We start from the raw sequence: 17,905 nt of genomic DNA on the forward strand, positions 1-17,905 counted from the left end.
TCTAAAGAAGGAACTGCAGAAGCAGCGGCGGATTATAACGGACGGGGGTCACATCAACAACGATACCTATCACAAATTACATCCGGACCAGCCAGGATGGTACTAAGTATCGATATCAGGCAGCGGCCCCTTGGGGGACGGGTAAGCAGGATGGGCAAAGGAGGGAAGCGAGGTGGTCATTCCGAGACTTGATGGGCACGCTACGCCTTGCCTATCCTATAGTACCTAGTACCCATGGCCCGGATTTTCCGCTTAACTTAATGCTAAAGCCCCCAGCCCTCCCTCTTTCCGACTTTTCGGTCCAGCCAAAGCCTGCCGCGCAGCCGGGTCAAAATTTTTTCACAGAAATTCGGTCCCGAGTGGGGAGCTTGCCCGGACATAGCCTGAGCCCCCTCACCATCACCGCACGAACAGCGCACTCAAGCAACGATGCGGCCCTCAAAAACAGTGCCAGAGTGAATTTTGCGGGAGGTGTCACAACTGCTGCCGGCAAACAAGCTTCGCCAGCTTATGAATTCGTGCCAGAGTCAATTAAATTATTGAAAAACATGGTTTTTTTTTGCAGATCACTCTGATTAAATACTTCCAGTTGCCGTTACGGCAAGCCCTTAACTACTGCGTTTCGCGGTGGTAAAGGAATCACCACCCATGTCACGGACCACATAACCACGAGGGATTTCCCATGGCTATTTACATGAACTTCAACAACAAGGCGCCGAAAGGTAACGTAACCGCTAAAGGTTACGAGGACTGGATCGAAGTGGACAGCTTCAACTTTGGTGTTGGTCGCGGCATCAGCATGGAAGCCGGCGCTATGGCGAACCGCGAGGCTTCACGCCCGAGCATCAGCGAAATCACTGTTACCAAGCGCATCGACGCCGCTTCCGGCGGCCTGTTCAAGGCCTCCGTTTCCGGCGACGAGGGCGTCAAGGCTGAGATCCACGTAGTACAGACCGGGGCCAACTCCGTAGAAAAGTACGCGGTTTACGCCCTGGAGGACTGCATCATCTCTTCCTACAGCATCAGCGCCTCCGCAGGCGGAGCTCCGCAGGAATCCCTGTCCCTGAGCTTCTCCAAGATTGAAGCGGATCTCAACCACGCAGACAAAACCAACAAAAACCCGAAAAATATGCGCGTGGGTTACGATCTCACCACCGCTACCGTGCTGTAAGCAGCTTTTTCGGTTCTCACCGCAGGGGCCGAGTGCCTGCAGCCAAAAGCTGCGGGGGCTGTGGCCCCTCGGTGTTTCTTCCCCTCAGGGAAATACACGGCAGGGCTCCAGGGATTAGCCATGTTTTTGGATGTTGAAAACAAACAGGGCATTCGCTATCGCGTAAGGGAAGGGTGTCCCCTCCCGTTCCTCCCCCAGGCTTTTGCACAGAGCAATGTCGACCTTCAACTGCTCCTGAGCTTTGACGAAACGACCATCGAGCAGATTTACCATAAGTTCCTTTTCTTCGAACAACAGTTCCCCGATCCTACAGATCTGCGTTACCGCGACCGACATGAAGGCCGCCACCCGATGGGCCACTATGCGGGCGCGCTGCCCGGCGTCACCGGCCGACGCAGGGATATCTACCGCGCCCTGGCGGATCAACGGCTGATCATCGCGGAGAATCCCCTCGGTGACGACGTGCTGGAGGAAGAGCAGTCCGCACTGGCGGCGCAGATCCGTCGGGAGTTGCAACAGATCATCGCCCAAGAGCGGGCAGAAGCGGCCCGCATCCAGAGGGAGCACCAACAACGCAGTTTCCTGGGCAAGGCGGGCGCCTACATCAAGCGCGGTGCAGAGGGTTTCGGCCAAGCGACTTGGGCCCTGGGGATTTGGGTCAAGGACGTGCTCGAAGTATCAGCCGTGATCAGCCCCGCCCGCCAGGTATTCGCCGCCGCCAACGCCACAGCCGGCTATTTCCTCCACGGCAATCCCCTGGAGGGATCCGGTCGGAAGTATCTAGCCAACGTCAAAAGAGAAGTAGTTGATCACTGGATCAACAATAAAGTACGACAAGACAGTATTTTGCCAGAAGAATAATTATTGAGCAGCAGGGTTGATTATCCATGCAAAAATGCACTTGACGATATAGAAATTTTCCTAAAAACACATATTAGAGATAAAAGCACACTGGATGAACTTTTAGACCACTTAGACGAATGCAGGACTCGAACAGGGTCGGCTTCAGATATATACATGAAAGATTGATTGAGTATAGAAAAGATTTTTCAGATTATTTTCCTTTTAGTGAAGATGAGAAAGAAATGATTGATGATCTGTTCTATTTTTGGGGGTAATTGAGTTACTTATGGAAGTGGCAGATTATGAAGACCGAGCTTGGCTTTCCTTTTAATCATGAAGGGTCATTGTTCTGGATGTGCGAGGTCACAGAATTTGGTCACAAGATCAGACCTAATATGCCAAGCAGAAATTAATAAGTTGAATTTTGAGAAGATATCAATTGCCAAATGTAAGGCCTGCCTCTGATGACCATCACACAGAAATGCAACTTTTGAATTCCGAGCACAAAGCTCAAACTATGACAACCTCTCAGGAATCCGGTGACAAGCATGTCTATTCTTAGCCAAGACAAACGGATGATTAACGTCGATTGCCCGCTCGGCAAGGACGCGCTGATCGTCACATCCATAGACGGCGACGAGCATATCTCAGGGCTGTTCCGCTACACGCTCAAACTGCTCTCCGACAACCACACCGTCACCCAGGACGACATCGTCGGCAAGGTGATGACGGCGACGGTTCACCACGCCAAAACGCCACGCCATATCAGTGGCTATGTGACGCACTTCTCCATGCACGACGTCAATGCCGAGGGCATGCGCAGCTATACCGCGATACTGCGTCCGGGTCTGTGGTTTACCAGCCTCGGCGGTAAAAACCGCGTTTTCGAGAAGAAGTCGGCCAAGCAGATTCTGGAGGAAGTGCTCGGCGAGTACAGCAAGGTCATCAAGCTTTCCACAAAGCTCAACGCGGAATACATAACCCGCGAGTATTGCGTACAGTTTGATGAGAGCGATTTTGAATTCATCAGCCGCCTGATGTCTGAAGAAGGGATTGTCTACTACTTCAAACACAGCGACGGGCAGCACGAGCTGGTACTTTGCGATGATCCGCAGGATTTCTACGACTGTGAATCGGAAAAGGTGGAATACGACGGCGGCGGCAGCCATCCAACCAAGCACACCATCAGCAGCTGGGACCGGGTCTTCAACTATCACGGCGGAGGTTTTGAATTCAAAGACTACAATGAATTCACGGCGACCAAGGACAACAAGCAGCAAGTCAAGACCACCAGCAAGCTCAACGATATTTCCAGCTATATGCGCAGCCTCTACGGCCTGAATCACTTCGAGCAAGACGGCGAACATAAACGCAAATTCAAGGACAGTTATCACAAGGCGCTGGCGGAAAGGGCCATGGAGTCCCAGGAGGCGCAGTTCGATATCGCCCACGGCAGCAGCGACTGCCCTGTCTTCAGTGCCGGCGGCCGCTTTAATTTCGATCACTCGCTGAGCACGGAGAAAGGCAAGTACCTGCTTACCTCCGTCAAGATACACGCGGTCGACAGCAATATCGGCCAAACGCACTTTAAAAACTCCTTCAGCTGCGTGCCCGCTTCGGTAATGCCTCGCCCCGACCCGCTCGTGCGCAACAACAGGGTTCACTCGCCGCAGGTGGCGCAGGTAATGGAGGTAAAAGCCACGGCTTCCGATAGCTCCCAGGACCCCTATACCCAAATCAAGGTAAAGTTTCCCTGGAATTCCGCGCAGAACAGCTGCTGGATACGGGTGATGCAGTCCTTCGCCGGCAAAAACTGGGGCGCCAACTTCGTGCCCCGTATCGGCCAGGAAGTGGTGGTGACTTACATCAACGGCGATCCGGACCGCCCGTTAGTTACCGGTGCAGTCTACAACGGCGACAATCCCGGCCCCAACTACACCGCCACCCAAAGCGGCTGGAAAACCGAGTACGAGGGCAGCGCGTTCAATGAACTGCGCTTCGACGACAAGGGCGGCAAGGAAGAGATCTATATGGAGGCCGGCAGGGACCACAATTTCGTGATCCACCACGACCAGACCGGCAAGATCGAAAACGAGCAGACCTTGGAGATCAAGCAGGATCGCAGCGTGACTGTCACCGATGGCAGTGAGAAAGTCACCATTGCCAAAGGGGACCAGATTGTCAAGATCGACAAGGGTAATCAAAAAACCACCCTGGGTGCGGGAAACCATACCCTCAAAGTCAGCCAGGGGACGCAGACCACCGATGTTATGGGAGCGGTCAAGATTACCTCCAAGGCCTCTATTGAGCTCAAGGTGGGCAGCAGCAGCATTAAGCTGACACCCGCCGGAATTACCATCAAGGGCACCATGCTGTCATTCAAGGGCGACGCCACTGCCGAAGTTAAAGGCGGCGGCATGCTTACCTTGAAAGGCGGCGTGACCATGATCAATTGATGGAGTAAGCAATGACCGACCTGGTAAAAGTAAATGCTCTGACCGCTGCCGAGTTATTGAAAAATTTCGACGTGAGCGAAGAAGCAGAAGAACACCTGGTACCGGATACCGCACCAGAGGTAAGCATCAACCGCCTGATGGAAGTCGGCCTCTACCCGGATGCGATCAAGCTTCTCGCACACGGGTTGCCCAAGCGTGAAGCCGTATGGTGGGCGTGCCTGGCAGCTCGCGATATCCAGAACCCACAAACCGATGAGGACAATATAAACGCCCTTATCGCCGCGGAAAGCTGGACCAAAAAACCCAGTGAAGAGGGCCGTTTGCGCTGCAAACTGCTCGGTGAAAAAACCAAGCACAAGACCCCCGCCAGTTGGGCGGCGACGGCTGCAAGCTGGTGCCACGGCAGTCTGGCCGCTGAGGGCGAACCGGTTATTGAGCCACCTCAACACTTATATGCCCATGCGGTGGCCGGAAGTATAACGCTTGCAGCAGTGCTCTATGACCCAGTGGACCCCAGTGAACGCTTTGTTCGCTATATGAAGCAGGGACTGGATCTGGCAAGAGGCGGCAACGGACGAATCGAGGAATAGAACTATGGGGAAGCCAGCATCGCGTATCACGGATATGCACGTCTGCCCAATGGTGACCGGCACGGTCCCACACGTTGGCGGGCCGATATTAAGCCCCGGCGGCCCAACCGTCATTATCGGCGGGATGCCATCCGCTACTGTAGGTAGCGTCTGCACCTGCGTCGGCCCGCCCGATACCGTGGCCATGGGCAGTACGAGTGTAATGATCCAGGGGAAACCGGCTGCGCGGATGGGGGATTCTACGGCGCATGGAGGAAAGATTGTGGTTGGATATCCTACCGTATTAATTGGAGGATGAAACATGCGATGTATCACATTGTTAATTCTCGCGTTATCTATTTCAAGTACAGGAGTAGCCATGTCAATGTTTGGAGGAAAAGAGGTTTTTTTGTTTTCAAAAGTTTCCGGATATCTGACTTATGAAAACAAACCAGCCTCACACATAACACTTCGTCGCCTTGTGGAATGTGACGGAGAAAATTATGAAGATACTATAGAAACAAATAGTGACGGATTTTTCTCACTTGAAGCTCTGACAAAAAAAGAAAGAGCTATCTTACCCAAAGAGTTTGTTTCCCATCAGAAGCTAATAGCTGAGTACGAAGGTAAGGAGTTTCTTATCTGGGAAACTGTTAAAAGAAGCGAAGAAGAAAACGCAGAACTTGAAGGTAAAACCCTTGATTTCAAATGTGAACTAACCGACGACACTCGATTTATTCACATGATGCTTCACTCAATAGGAACAAACTGCACCTGGAATAATTAGGAGACAGGACATGGGATGTTTAATTTCACACACAGATGCAGCAAGCTTGGCAAGCGCAGTTTACGAAATTCAAAGTGACTCATTCACGCCTGCAACCATCGATAGATTCAGTGAAAAATGGGATCTATCATGCCACAGCAATGTTGTAAATGGCTCATCAGGAACTCTTTGGGTCATAAAAAAACGAACCGGTTTTGGCGTGGTCGCCGAAGGCAGGGGCGATTTTGAGGGAGATATATTAATCCTTCTCCGTGGGACCGATAATAAGTTTGATTGGGCGACCGATGCAACTGTCGGATTCTCTCCGTCAGCTACTGGAAGGTTTGTACATACAGGATTCAACAAATGCTTCAAGACAATTCTTCCAGAGTTAAAACAGCAACTATCCGTAGTAAACCGGCGTTTTATTGACTTAAAAAAGCCGATTAGAACCGTGCATTGCGTGGGCCACAGCCTTGGCGGCGCCTTAGCCACCCTGACCGCAGAATGGCTAAACAAGTCAAAACATATCCATTATACCGACGTAAAGCTTTATACATTTGGGAGTCCGCGCGTCGGGGCGCACAGTTTTGTAAAGCTGGTTACGGAGGAGATGTCTAAAGGTAAAGATATCTACCGCGTATATCACAAAACAGATGTTGTTCCAATGGTGCCATTGTGGCCCTTCTATCACCTTCCAGAGAGTCATGGGGCCTATTGCCTGAAGAGCCCCGGTACCATGCCATCTGGCGAATACCATAAAATGAAGAATTACATTGCAAGTGTTAGTAAAGCTTCTTCTTGGGAAACCATGTGTGAACTTGAGCCCGAAGTGACCCAATCTGCGATAGAGCAGTGGCTGTCTTCAGATGGCCCTCTGAGCTTTACAATGAACACAATGAATATGATAAATAAAGCTATCGCTTATGTGGTAAAGAAGGTTCTAAAGGTCGCCGGAATAAGCCTACAGTTTGGCATGGCATCTGGCATAACGTTACTTGATATGCTCGCTTACGTTCTAAAGAAAGGCTTTGATTTCTCAAAGGATATGTCCTCCTGGGTATACAAGCTCATAAAACGGATAATGATCGCCTTAGGGATGAAAATCAAAAAGGATGTAGATTTGACCACGAGCTTTATAAGGCACATATTCAAGCTACTGAAAGACAAAGTAGATCGACTGGTTGAAGTCGCCGTTCAATCCATATTTGATCATTAAAATGGAAAGTTGTTACGCGATGATCAGGCCGAATCATAACTAATGATTAAAGTATCTACTATTAACCCGACAACAAACGCTGTCGGGTTAATAGCAATCATCAAGGGCGACAGAATACACACAAACGGAGCGAACCTAAGCGAAACCCAAAGAATGCCTAATTTGATGAACATTCTCTGTAGCTGGATTGTGATATCAACAAGGAGTAAAGTATGTATAGTATGGAAAACTTATTACTCTCGATAAAATATCACTGGCATGATGAAATCCATAGTGCTATTTTAGCCGGGCAGATTTCAATCCGCTCTGAACTCTTCAGGCTATCTTAATAACCCTGACCGTCCACAGCAAAAAGCCACCGTAACCATGCCTGAAATAGCAGCACTTAGCAGTTTATTATTTTTTATCGCTTGCGCACTAGTGTTTATCGACTGCTACGCTTTCAGAAAAAAACTCGCCGACATTAAAGAGGTGACCCATCACAATGAGAGACTAAGCGATCTGGTACTTTTTGTGCCATTTGCAGCTCTATTTTATACGGAAAATTTCTGGAGTAATTTAGGCTGCACGCTACCGATCATTCTGGCTGTTGCCGCAACGCAATGGACCTGCTACAAGAAGGGCTGGCTGGATAGCCCGCCGGAATTGATCACGCTGGCACCCGGCAGTTATCTGCTGACTGTGATAGCCTATTTTGTATTCTTCCATGAGGGAGTTCTGGTTGACTCCAGTTCCACACCAGAGGTCATCCCAGCAGAGACATCGAGAACCGGCTCTCTCTTCTGGCTCGATTTCTGGCCTTATGCGGTCTATCTTGTGTGTTTTCTGCTAGCCATTACTCGAAGGAGCATGGATGGCATCTTCTTATCGGCACTGCTTTTGATCTTGGCAATCACCATATTGCCATTTTTCACGGGCTATTACTGGTGGGCCATGCTGGCAGGTCTCTGCGTGCTGCTTCTTACTTCTCACAGGGCGTTTAATGTTATGGAGCCTGGGACTGCAGGTGCTTATTCATTAGTGAGCAGCCTTTTCTACATGATAGCGGCATTCGGCAGCATGTTAACCTACGGGATTCTTTTTTGACTGGATTCAAAGCTGAAAGTTCTTGACCCGGCAATATCCATTGCCGGGTCAACTGGACCAGCTATCTACTATCAATTGATCTGGTAGCAGAAATCACCCTCTTCAGTAGCACCGACGTGGATGGCGGTAACCTCCTCCTCCTTGGCCATCCGATCCAGACACTCACTAGCCAGCGACGGCAACAGCGTCCGATTCAGAATAACCTCAATATTGCGCGCGCCGGTATCGGACTCCTGACAGCGAGCAACGATATTGATCAACACATCTTCATCATAGCTGAAGCTGGCTCCGTAGTGCTCCTTGACCCGCTTTTCAATACGGCGCATATTGATCTTGCAGATTTCCACCATATCCTCGTCATCCAGCGGATAATAAGCGATCACGTTGGCACGACCTAGGAAGGCGGGTTTGAATTTCTGCAGCAGGTGGGGACGGATATTGTCCAATAGAACGTCTGGCTCCGGCTTTTCCTCCACTTGACTGAAGATTGCACGGATAGCGTCCTCTCCGGCATTGGAGGTCATGATAATAACCGTATTCTTGAAGTCGATATCGCGCCCTTCTCCGTCTTTTATGGTTCCCTTGTCGAACAGGTTGTAGAAGATATCCTGGACGCCTGGGTGCGCTTTTTCTATTTCATCCAACAGAATTACCGAGTAGGGCTTGCGGCGGGCCGCCTCGGTCAATACACCGCCCTCTCCGTAGCCGACATAGCCCGGGGGCGAACCCAGTAACATGGAAACCTTATGCTCCTCCTTGAATTCGGCCATGCTAATGGTGGTGATATTCTGTTCGCCGCCAAATAACTCATCAGCTAGGGCCAGGGCTGTCTCGGTTTTGCCGACACCGCTGGTTCCGCAGAACATAAACACGCCCACCGGTTTGCGGGGGTCTGTCAGGCCGGCGCGTGAAGTACGAATCGCCTGTGCGACAGCTTCAAGGACATGGGGCTGTCCGATAACCCGCCGTTCGAGGCGCTCGGCCAGGGTTTGTACGGCGATTATTTCGTCACTGACCATTTTGCCAACCGGGATTCCAGTCCAGTTGGCTACCACTTCGGCAATGGCCTGTTCATCCACTGCGGGCTGCATCAGCGGAGTATCGCCCTGCACCTCCTGGAGCTGTGCATAAAGCGATTGTAACTGCTGCTTGAGATCGGCCATGGTGGCGGCGTCCAGGGTGTTCTCTTCGCCCTGTTGCCGCGGGGCCTGCTGTTGTTGAAAAAGGTCATCGATTTGATCCCGCAGTTTGTGGATCTGTACGATCAGCTCCTGTTCCTGCTGATGCTGAGCCTGCAACCTATTCAGGCGCTCTTCGGCCTCCGCCTGCTGTTCGGATAAAATTTGCAGCTGCTCTTCATGTTCACCACTGGCAGCATTTTCGCGTTGCAGTTTCTGGATGGTGGTTTTAGCGCGCTCTATTATCCGCCTGGCGTCTTCAATCGCCCCGGGGGTTGCCGACTGGCCAAGAGCGACACGGGCACAGGCGGTGTCCAGGAGACTGACGGACTTATCCGGCAATTGGCGTCCCGGAATATACCGGTGGGATAACTTCACGGACGCAACAATGGCCTCGTCTAGGATACGCACGCGGTGGTGCTCCTCCAGTGAAGTGGCTATGCCGCGCATCATGTCGATGGCTTTCTCTTCACTGGGTTCCTCTACCTTCACCACCTGGAACCGCCGGGTGAGCGCCGGATCGCGTTCGAAATATTTTTTGTACTCCGCCCAGGTGGTCGCGGCAATAGTGCGCAGTTCGCCGCGGGCCAGTGCAGGTTTCAACAGGTTGGCGGCATCCCCCTGCCCCTCTTTACCCCCGGCACCGATCATGGTGTGCGCCTCATCGATAAACAGGATGATAGGCGTTGCCGAGGCTCGCACTTCCTCGATAACGGACTTGAGGCGGTTTTCAAACTCCCCCTTTACACTGGCACCGGCCTGGAGCAGCCCGAGGTCCAGGGTGCGCACGGCGACGCCTTTCAGCGGGTCCGGCACGTCGCCGGTGGCGATACGCAGAGCAAACCCCTCGACCACGGCGGTTTTACCCACACCGGCCTCGCCGGTAAGGATCGGGTTGTTTTGCCGGCGGCGGGTCAGGATATCGATACACTGTCGTATTTCCTCATCCCGCCCCAAAACCGGGTCTATCTCCCCTTTCTGGGCGCGCTCGGTGAGATTGATGGTGTATTTATCCAGCGACGGCGCCTTACTCGCGGCAGCTACCACCGCCGCTGCCCCTTCATCTCCGTCGCCGCCACCGGTCATGTGGCTGGATTCGCCACTGCGACCAAACATTGCCCGGGCGGTCTCACGAATGGATTCCGGTGCTATGGATTTCAGCTCGGGGCAGGACTCCAGCAACTGCCGGCGCGATGTTTCTTCCAGCAGCAATGCGGCCAGCAGGTGGCCGGAACTTATGGAGCGGTGCCCATAGTCGATGGATGCGAGCATCCAGGCATTTTTTGCGGCTTCGACTATCGTCGGCGAAAGCGCCGCCGGCCGACTGCTGCCCGATTTAAATCTCGCAATGGTCGTCGCCAGCTGCTTGGCGAGATTCGATGGATTGACATCGTGTTTCTCCAGCAGGTGGTACAGGTCGGTGTCGGACTGATCCAGCAATTTCAGCAGCCAGTGTTCCAGTTCTACATTGTACTGGCTCTGGGCCAGACAGAGCCCCGCTGCCCCTTCCAGGGAATCGCGCATATGGGGGGTCATGGTATCCACGAGGCGCTTCAGGTCGATATTGATCATATTATTCAAAGTTCCTTTTGGGGATTATCAGGCGGCGGGCAGTGCTTCATCGGGAGAAACCCGGTCCGCACTCAGGGCGATCTCCACCCGCTGGTCATATTGGTGTTCACTGGACATATGGGTATTCCAGCCCAATAGCGGCTGGACGTCGGGTTCATCAATCAACTGCACCGGCACTACCTGTCCGGTAAACAGGGTTACAGAGATTTCGAAATCCATTTCCACACCGGCGCTGAACTGAATAAAAGACTTGAGTGCCTCCAGCTTGTCACTGCCTGGTGCTATGGTCATGAACTGGTCGTACGCCATGGGTTCAACCACGACGCGAAACTTATTCTGTGCCTGGAAGCACATGGTGCCCAGCACAGTGTTGACCCCCAGGCAATTATTCACCCCCTGGGGATATTCCGGCCCCGGCAGTCGACAGAGCACATCTTCCGGCAATTCGTCCCATTGCCCCCGGAACTGCTCAATATTGACTTTCAGGCCGAAGTGATGGCGGATCATACTGGCCAGGGCGGCCGCGGAGCACTGTTGCCTGCCCAGGTGTCCCGCCATGCCAAACAAGGCTTCGTCCGGCAGAGGCATTCGGTAACGCATTTCACTGGTACCGAGCCCGGAGAGCGATGCCAGTGCGTGGCTGAACAGATCCAGTTCACGTTCTTTGCGAAGGTGCTGTCGCTCGTAATTGACCGGCAGCTGGTATTTGTGCCAAGCCTGGTAGAACAGTGAGACGTGGCGATGGTTAAACATATCCAGGAAGTCGCGCAGCGCGGTGTTTTTCTCCCGCAACTCCCTGAGAACCAGCTCAGTCAGGTAGTAAGGCATTACACCCTGGCTGCCGATCAGGCCGGTGAACCCGACATCCATCTTCCACTGTCTGAGTTCATCATCGGCCTGCCCGGTACCGCGGCTTTGATGCTGCTCCAGGCGCAGAATATCGGAGCCGATAAATGACAGGTTCGACTGCGCGCTAAAACGCACTACCTCGCGCGATGGAGGGGAGGAGCCGGCAATCGGTTCCCCAGCGTAACCGTCTCCCCCCAGTACCGCCGCATGTTCAAGGAGCCTGACCGCCTGAAAGAAGTCGAAGCAATAGGGCTCGCGGCGCAGGCGCTCTATTACAGTAAAGCTTTGTCGCCGGCGCGAGGTGGCCATCGCTTCAGTTCTCCATCTCTGCCACTCAGTGTGGCAATCAGTCGGGTAAAGGAATTCAGTGAGCAGTATAGGCCGAGAAAGCGCTCTATAATGCTGGCGAATAACAGCGGGCTGGTGCCGGACAACATCATTGAATCCAGCTCGATCTCAGCCTCTGTTCCCCGGCACAATACTACGCTCTGGTCTATCTGTATCGGCGCGGTGATCGGCCTCGTATTTACCTTCAACAGCGATTCGATCAGGTTTCTGGTGCTGGCTGAATCGCGGAAATCATAGAGCCTTAAAATCTCCTTCAGCGCGTCGCAGCCCCCCGAACCGGAAAGGGACAGGTGATTGAGGTTGAGATGTGAAATCAACCGCCAGTAGCCCCGCTCGCGGTGCGGAGGCCTCAAGGTCGCCGTTGGAGATATCACACTGCTGATTCTGCTCGCCGGCGCATCGCCGTCGACCACTTCCAGGTAAGGCTGTGAATTGCCACTGGGCAGCTTTTTCGGCAGGTTGCGGTTGCAACAGGTCAGTTTCAGGTCCAGCGTCTGATCGCTGATACGATGTGGATTGAAATCCAGATCCACCAGGCATATATCCAATTCCGTCGCCTGTTCATTGCGGTGCTCGCCCTCTATTACGTCGCGGCGGCGAACATACCAGAATGCCGACTGCCGGGCGTGGTGGCGGCTGTGCTGAATACCGTAGAAAGGACGATACGGGGTGGTTTGGCCGCTGCCATCCGTTGCACCGACCGCATCGATCGAATAGACCTCAAGGCCGTCACTTCGGCGCGCATCAGGCACCACATGATAGCTGTATTCTGTATGGCTTAGCGGTATCGGGTCCGCCGTTTGTGGAAACAGATTGACAACCGGCGTACAGCCCAGCGCAAACATGCTGGCAGCAATCTGCTTTTCCAATTCATCGTGGTTTTCCGACAGGTAGAAATAGAGATTGAGTGTATCGCCGTAGCTGTCATTAAGGGCTTCCGGGAGATTGCAGATATCGATAAAGAGAAACTTTTCCGGGAAAGCGAAGTACTCTGTAAGCAGGCGATAGCCGATAAATGCCGTGTCCGGGTATGGCAGGAGGCCCTGGTCCGGTTCCAGTCCGACTTGTTGTATGGCGTCCGGCTCTATAAAAGTGGGTTTTGGATCGGTTTCACCGCTGGCCACCACCAGCTTTACACAACGGCTGAGCAGCAGATCGTACAGTGCGTAGACGTGGCTGGGCTGTCCCCGAAGAAAGAAACGCAATTTCCCGGGCTGTATTTCAGAGAAGCTCAGATCCTGGCTGAGGGTTTTCAGCGACAGTTTGAGTACTGCATTCGCCCCCTGGATATCATTGCACCCAGGCGCGATAAAAGGGCGCGGCATCAGGCTGGCGCTGACCACCTGGAAAGGACAGATATCGACCGGGTAGCGGCTGGTAAAGCGGCAGGTCTGCCCGTTAAAGCTGTCGGTTTCCAGCAAGGTATCGGCATCCACACGGGTAATCGCATCCAGGTCCGGTTCCGGCTCGAACTGCACGATGGCACAGGACGGGATCGGCCTCAGGTAATGGGGATACAAGGTCTCCAGCATCGCATCGGTAAGCTCGGGAAAATCGTCGCTTAGCTTCTGCTGGACACGAGCATTCATATAGGCGAAGCCCGACAGCAGGCGGCCTACCAGGGGGTCGTCCACGGTATCGGTATCCAGTTGTAGCCTGGAGGCTGCGGCCGGATGTATTTTTGTGAACTCGGAAGCCGTCTGCTGGATAAACGCCAGTTCCCGCTCGTAGAGATCAATCAGCTTTTCACTCATTACATAATCTCCGATACATCGACCAGCTGAGTTACCGGATTCAAAGCGGAATCGAACACTATGACCTCCGATGCGGGGTTGACATGCAGAACCGCCTCGACACGAAAGCGTATACTGGGGTCCTCGACATCCATCTTGTCCTGGCTCGTCACTTTTACCGAGCGGATTCTGGGCTCGAAATCCAATATCGTTCTCTCGATTTCCCGGCAGAACCGCTTTCGGCTGTCCATCGAGGAAAGATTGATTGTCGATAGGTCCGGCAGGCCGAAATTGATATTGGAACTACTGAGATGGGTATGGGTTTCCGGAGCGGATATACAGCGATAGCGTGTGTTGAACAGGTACTCCAGATCCCTCCGGACGCCCTCCCGAAGCTGCTTCAGTACCTGATGAGGTTGGTGCAGGTCCATATTGCGGGACGATTCCAATAGCCTGTCGAGTACCGGGGCCAGAAGGCGCTTATCTTTTCGCATAATAATGGGGGCCCTTGTTATCGTATCGTGCCTACGCCGATCTGAGCCAGAGCGGTGGTAAGTTTCAATTCGGAAACCAAATGGTCAACTGTGTAGTGACTTTTCAGGTGAATCACACTCTGATAACTGCCAGCTTTTCCCGGCTCGTCCACCACCCGCACCCGGGCCTCCCTGAGAGGGTAGCGGGCCAACATCTCCCAGGACAGGTCATCTCGCCCGGTGGTGTAGCGGTCCAGCCACTTCTGTAACTGGCGCTCACAGTCCTGGGCGTTCATATAGGCACCCACTTTGTCCCTGATCATCACCTTGATGTAATGGGCAAATCTCGATGCGCAGAGAATCTGCTGCAGCATGGCGCTGATACGCGCATTGGCGGTGGCGGACTTGGTGGTGTACTGCTTGGGTCGCTGTAATGACGGAACACTGTTGAATGCGCTGTACGCGGTATCGTAGCAGTGGCACAGACAGGAGAATCCCAACTCACTCAAGTCCCGCTCTACAAAATCCGTCACGAGGATAGAGGTGGACATGCGGACCATATTCGAAGTTGTATCCGGCTTGTACGAGACCACTGGCAGCTGGGATACCAGGCCGCCACCCAGATGATCCCTGGCAACACCCCGGATGTGCGAAAACCAGCCCACGTCATTGAACTCCCGAATCAACACCGCACCCATTGCGAAACAGGCATTGCCCCAGAGATATTTCCGACTGTGGGATGCAGAGACCCGCTCCGCAAACCGCAGGCCGCCGTAACGGGAGAATTGAGTATTGTAGGGCTGGCGCAGAAGCACCTGCGGCAAGGTAACCGCGAGGAACCGGCTGTCCTCGATATCCCTCAAGCCGTTCCAGCGGATATACTCCTTTTGCCGGAACACTTCTGAAAAATCGATCGGCTTGGCAAGGTCATCGTAGTGATCCACACCGAACAGCTGCGGAGTTGCCGCACAGACAAACGGTGCAAAAGCCGCTGCCGAAGTATGGGCAATACCCTGCAAAGTAAAGACGTCGTCGTACGGGTGATCGGCGAAAGGGCGGTGGGATATGTAATAATCGCCGAGAAGAAGGCCAAAGGGCTCCCCACCCGGGGTTCCGAATTCCTCATTGTAAATGAGGTGAAAAAGGCCCGACTGATCAAAGTCCGGGGCCCGTTCCATATCCTTGCTGAGATCCCTCCAGCTCACATCCAGCAACTTGATCTTGATGTTGTCGGAATGCGGGGTGTTGTGGACCAGCATTGACAGGCCGCGCCAGCTGGCTTCAAGCCTCTGGAAGCGCGGATGATGCAGGATGCTGTTGATCTGATCGCAGATCAGCTCATCCAGTTCCGCTACCAAGCGGCTCAACCACTGGCGGACGGTGAACTGTTCCGGCTGCGGGCAGGGATATATTTCTGACAGCCAGTATTCAAAGGCGAACAGGTCATCCGGTTCCCGCAAAAACTTTTGCAAATCCGCCCCCTGACCAGTAAGCAACTGCGAAGGCAGCTCTATTCCGCAATCGCCGGAATTTTGGTCACTAGATGCAGCGGGCAAGGCAGGACTCCCACGGATAATCTGTCAGTCGGAAAGGAGCGGCCCGCCGGGCGGGCCGCCGTTTATTACCCCGCTGTGGGGATATTGGCCACCATGCGCATGGAGGTGGTCAACTCCTCCATCTGCAGCCAGGGCTTAAGGTAGGCAACTGCACTGTAGCAGCCGGGCTGGCCCGGAATTTCCTTCACTTCCACTCTCGCTTCGGCCAGGGGGTACTTGGCTTTCATCTCCGCGCTGGCATCGGGGTTGGAGTTGGTGTACTGGGTGATCCACTTGTTCAGCCAGCGCTCACAGTCGCTCGCCTCCATAAAGGAACCTACTTTATCGCGCGCCATAACCTTCAGGTAATGGGCGATCCGGGCCGTGGCCATCAGGTATGGCAGGCGGGCGGAGATGGCGGCGTTCGAGGTCGCATCCGGATCGTCATAGGCCTTCGGCTTTTGGGTGCTCTGCGAGCCGAAGAAGACCGAGTAATCGGTATTCTTGTAATGGCACAGCGGCAGGAAGCCCTGGCTGCTGAGCTCCGCTTCGCGACGGTCTGTAATACCGATTTCCGTCGGGCACTTCTGGTCCAGATCGCCGTCGTCGCTCTTGAAGATATGCGTCGGCAGTCCCTCTACCTTACCGCCACCCTCTGCACCGCGAATGGCTGTACACCAGGAATTTTCCGCAAATGCCCTGGTCATGGTGGTACCCATCACATAGGCAGCGTTCATCCAGCAGTACTGATCGTGGTCGGCGGGGCGGGACACACCGGACTCATCCACGTCGAACTCTTCGAAATTGAAGGATTCAATCGGCTTGGTGTTGGCTCCGTAGGGCGTGCGCGCGAGGGTCCTGGGCATCACCAGGGTAACGAAGCGGGAGTCTTCGCTGTCCCGGAAACTGCGCCACTTGATGTATTCGCCGGACTCGAAAATCCCACCCAGGTCCCGGGGCTTGGACAGCTCGGTAAAATCGCTGAAACCGAACATTCCGGCTCCGGCAGCGGAGACAAAGGGACAGAAACCGGCGGCGGCCACGTTGGACATCTTGCTCAGCAGTTCGACATCCTCCGGGTGGCTGGTGAATTCGAAGTCGCCGATCATGCAGCCAAAAGGTTCGCCACCCGCAGTACCAAACTCTTCTTCGTAGACTTTCTTGAAGGTCTGGCTCTGGTCGAATTCAACGGCCTTGTCCAGGTCGCGGAACAGTTCCCGCTTGGTGATATTCAGCATGCGGATCTTCAGGGTCGCGCCGGTTTCGCTGTTCATCACCAGGTGATTGAGGCCGCGCCACGAGCCCTCCAGCTTCTGGAATTTCTCGTCGTGCAGAATGGCCGAAAGCTGCTTGGACATGGCCTCATCGATTGCCTGGACAGCCTTTGAGATCGTCTGGGTCAGGTTTCGGTCCCAGGTTACGGTGCCCTTCAGAACCTGCTCTGTCAGGTTGGAAATCAGGTCCTTTGCTTCGTCCGGCGAGGTTTGTTTGGTCGCAGAAATGGCCTGGTCGAGCAGACTGACCGACTGCTCTTCCGCTTCATTTTCTACTGCATTTTCTGCTTCGGTGCTCATTCTGATTCTTCTCCTTTGTTTTCACCAAGGCCCAGCTGTTCAGAGATAGCGCCTACGTTCTCGGTGCTTTTCAGAATGTCTTCCAGAACTTTCTCGAGATCTTCCGATCGGTCCGCCTTGCTCAGCAGGTCGCGCAGTTTGCTGCGGGCCTCGAGCAGCTGCTTCAGCGGCTCTACCTGATCGACTACTCTCTCCGGAGAGAAGTCGTCCATATGCCTGAAATCCAGGTCCACGGCCATCTTGCTTCCATCTCCGGAGAGGGTGTTCTCCACCTGGAGACTCAGCTTTGGATTGACCTTGGTCATTACGTCGTTGAAGTTATCGCGGTCGATCTGGACAAATTTTCTCTCTTTGAGGGCCTTCCGGTTCTCGGCGTTGTCACCGGAGTAATCGCCCATCACACCGGTTACAAAAGGCAGTTCCTTCTTGACTTCGGCGCCATTGGTTTCGACATCGTAGGTAATATGGACGCGCGGCTTACGCACACGCTTCAGCTTGTTGTGAATGCTCTCGGACATCTCTGATCTCCTTTC

Annotated in this window: 15 protein-coding genes; 8 read left to right on the plus strand and 7 right to left on the minus strand. The window is 53.6% G+C overall.

Annotation, left to right across the window (positions count from 1 at the left end):
• Positions 1 to 682 precede the first annotated feature (682 nt).
• The 8 genes from FHS09_RS08690 to FHS09_RS08725 all read left to right on the plus strand — a co-directional run bounded on the left by FHS09_RS08690 (position 683) and on the right by FHS09_RS08725 (position 8,110).
• Complete coding sequence (locus FHS09_RS08690) at positions 683 to 1,171, plus strand: Hcp family type VI secretion system effector (protein ID WP_183458841.1); 489 nt, start codon at positions 683 to 685, stop codon at positions 1,169 to 1,171.
• A gap of 120 nt (positions 1,172 to 1,291) precedes the next feature.
• The gene (locus tag FHS09_RS08695; RefSeq protein ID WP_183458843.1) at positions 1,292 to 2,032 is read left to right on the plus strand and encodes a hypothetical protein; all 741 of its coding nucleotides are present in this window, start codon (positions 1,292 to 1,294) and stop codon (positions 2,030 to 2,032) included.
• Between the two features lie 557 nt (positions 2,033 to 2,589).
• Entirely contained in the window at positions 2,590 to 4,470 is a 1,881-nt protein-coding gene (locus tag FHS09_RS08700; protein ID WP_246394696.1) for a type VI secretion system Vgr family protein, read from the plus strand.
• A gap of 11 nt (positions 4,471 to 4,481) precedes the next feature.
• Positions 4,482 to 5,060 carry a DUF6931 family protein gene (locus tag FHS09_RS08705; RefSeq protein ID WP_183458847.1) on the plus strand — a complete coding sequence of 193 codons (579 nt, stop codon included), beginning with the start codon at positions 4,482 to 4,484 and terminating at the stop codon, positions 5,058 to 5,060.
• Between the two features lie 49 nt (positions 5,061 to 5,109).
• A complete protein-coding gene (locus FHS09_RS08710) occupies positions 5,110 to 5,358 on the plus strand; it encodes a PAAR domain-containing protein (protein ID WP_246394730.1) in 249 nt (82 codons plus the stop codon).
• Positions 5,359 to 5,418: 60 nt separating this feature from the next.
• Positions 5,419 to 5,826 (plus strand): DUF6795 domain-containing protein, encoded by a 408-nt coding sequence (locus FHS09_RS08715; protein WP_183458851.1) that lies wholly within the window; start codon positions 5,419 to 5,421, stop codon positions 5,824 to 5,826.
• Between the two features lie 10 nt (positions 5,827 to 5,836).
• Positions 5,837 to 7,024, plus strand: a complete 1,188-nt coding sequence (locus FHS09_RS08720) for a lipase family protein (protein WP_183458853.1) — start codon at positions 5,837 to 5,839, stop codon at positions 7,022 to 7,024.
• 366 nt (positions 7,025 to 7,390) lie between these two features.
• The gene (locus tag FHS09_RS08725) at positions 7,391 to 8,110 is read left to right on the plus strand and encodes a hypothetical protein (protein ID WP_183458855.1); all 720 of its coding nucleotides are present in this window, start codon (positions 7,391 to 7,393) and stop codon (positions 8,108 to 8,110) included.
• Positions 8,111 to 8,181: 71 nt separating this feature from the next.
• On the opposite strand, the gene tssH is transcribed toward FHS09_RS08725, so the two are convergent.
• The 7 genes from tssH to tssB form a co-directional block, all read right to left on the minus strand.
• Positions 8,182 to 10,860: a type VI secretion system ATPase TssH gene (gene tssH, locus FHS09_RS08730; protein WP_183458863.1), complete on the minus strand. Its 2,679-nt coding sequence runs from the start codon at positions 10,858 to 10,860 to the stop codon at positions 8,182 to 8,184.
• A 27-nt stretch (positions 10,861 to 10,887) separates the two neighbouring features.
• Complete coding sequence (gene tssG / locus FHS09_RS08735; RefSeq protein WP_183458870.1) at positions 10,888 to 12,018, minus strand: type VI secretion system baseplate subunit TssG; 1,131 nt, start codon at positions 12,016 to 12,018, stop codon at positions 10,888 to 10,890.
• Complete coding sequence (gene tssF, locus FHS09_RS08740; protein ID WP_183458872.1) at positions 11,982 to 13,811, minus strand: type VI secretion system baseplate subunit TssF; 1,830 nt, start codon at positions 13,809 to 13,811, stop codon at positions 11,982 to 11,984. The genes tssG and tssF overlap by 37 nt, the downstream gene beginning before the upstream one ends.
• On the minus strand, positions 13,811 to 14,284 hold the full coding sequence (tssE, locus tag FHS09_RS08745) for a type VI secretion system baseplate subunit TssE (protein WP_183458875.1): 474 nt from the start codon (positions 14,282 to 14,284) through the stop codon (positions 13,811 to 13,813). The genes tssF and tssE overlap by 1 nt, the downstream gene beginning before the upstream one ends.
• A gap of 17 nt (positions 14,285 to 14,301) precedes the next feature.
• The gene (gene tssC / locus FHS09_RS08750; RefSeq protein WP_246394706.1) at positions 14,302 to 15,735 is read right to left on the minus strand and encodes a type VI secretion system contractile sheath large subunit; all 1,434 of its coding nucleotides are present in this window, start codon (positions 15,733 to 15,735) and stop codon (positions 14,302 to 14,304) included.
• Between the two features lie 149 nt (positions 15,736 to 15,884).
• The gene (gene tssC, locus FHS09_RS08755; RefSeq protein WP_183458883.1) at positions 15,885 to 17,372 is read right to left on the minus strand and encodes a type VI secretion system contractile sheath large subunit; all 1,488 of its coding nucleotides are present in this window, start codon (positions 17,370 to 17,372) and stop codon (positions 15,885 to 15,887) included.
• Positions 17,369 to 17,890: a type VI secretion system contractile sheath small subunit gene (gene tssB / locus FHS09_RS08760; protein WP_183458891.1), complete on the minus strand. Its 522-nt coding sequence runs from the start codon at positions 17,888 to 17,890 to the stop codon at positions 17,369 to 17,371. Before tssB ends, tssC (FHS09_RS08755) begins: the two co-directional genes overlap by 4 nt.
• Positions 17,891 to 17,905 lie beyond the last annotated feature (15 nt).

This window comes from Microbulbifer rhizosphaerae, from assembly GCF_014191725.1.
Taxonomy (GTDB): domain Bacteria; phylum Pseudomonadota; class Gammaproteobacteria; order Pseudomonadales; family Cellvibrionaceae; genus Microbulbifer; species Microbulbifer rhizosphaerae.

What these genes read in the sequence shown, in the direction of transcription:
- FHS09_RS08700 (WP_246394696.1), top strand. Translation starts at nt 2,590, where the DNA reads ATGATTAACGTCGATTGCCCGCTCGGCAAGGACGCGCTGATCGTCACA.
- tssG (WP_183458870.1), bottom strand. Translation starts at nt 12,018, where the DNA reads ATGGCCACCTCGCGCCGGCGACAAAGCTTTACTGTAATAGAGCGCCTG.
- tssH (WP_183458863.1), bottom strand. Translation starts at nt 10,860, where the DNA reads ATGATCAATATCGACCTGAAGCGCCTCGTGGATACCATGACCCCCCAT.
- FHS09_RS08715 (WP_183458851.1), top strand. Translation starts at nt 5,419, where the DNA reads ATGTCAATGTTTGGAGGAAAAGAGGTTTTTTTGTTTTCAAAAGTTTCC.
- FHS09_RS08725 (WP_183458855.1), top strand. Translation starts at nt 7,391, where the DNA reads ATGCCTGAAATAGCAGCACTTAGCAGTTTATTATTTTTTATCGCTTGC.
- FHS09_RS08720 (WP_183458853.1), top strand. Translation starts at nt 5,837, where the DNA reads ATGGGATGTTTAATTTCACACACAGATGCAGCAAGCTTGGCAAGCGCA.
- tssC (WP_183458883.1), bottom strand. Translation starts at nt 17,372, where the DNA reads ATGAGCACCGAAGCAGAAAATGCAGTAGAAAATGAAGCGGAAGAGCAG.
- FHS09_RS08690 (WP_183458841.1), top strand. Translation starts at nt 683, where the DNA reads ATGGCTATTTACATGAACTTCAACAACAAGGCGCCGAAAGGTAACGTA.
- tssB (WP_183458891.1), bottom strand. Translation starts at nt 17,890, where the DNA reads ATGTCCGAGAGCATTCACAACAAGCTGAAGCGTGTGCGTAAGCCGCGC.
- tssF (WP_183458872.1), bottom strand. Translation starts at nt 13,811, where the DNA reads ATGAGTGAAAAGCTGATTGATCTCTACGAGCGGGAACTGGCGTTTATC.
- FHS09_RS08695 (WP_183458843.1), top strand. Translation starts at nt 1,292, where the DNA reads ATGTTTTTGGATGTTGAAAACAAACAGGGCATTCGCTATCGCGTAAGG.
- FHS09_RS08710 (WP_246394730.1), top strand. Translation starts at nt 5,110, where the DNA reads ATGGTGACCGGCACGGTCCCACACGTTGGCGGGCCGATATTAAGCCCC.
- FHS09_RS08705 (WP_183458847.1), top strand. Translation starts at nt 4,482, where the DNA reads ATGACCGACCTGGTAAAAGTAAATGCTCTGACCGCTGCCGAGTTATTG.
- tssE (WP_183458875.1), bottom strand. Translation starts at nt 14,284, where the DNA reads ATGCGAAAAGATAAGCGCCTTCTGGCCCCGGTACTCGACAGGCTATTG.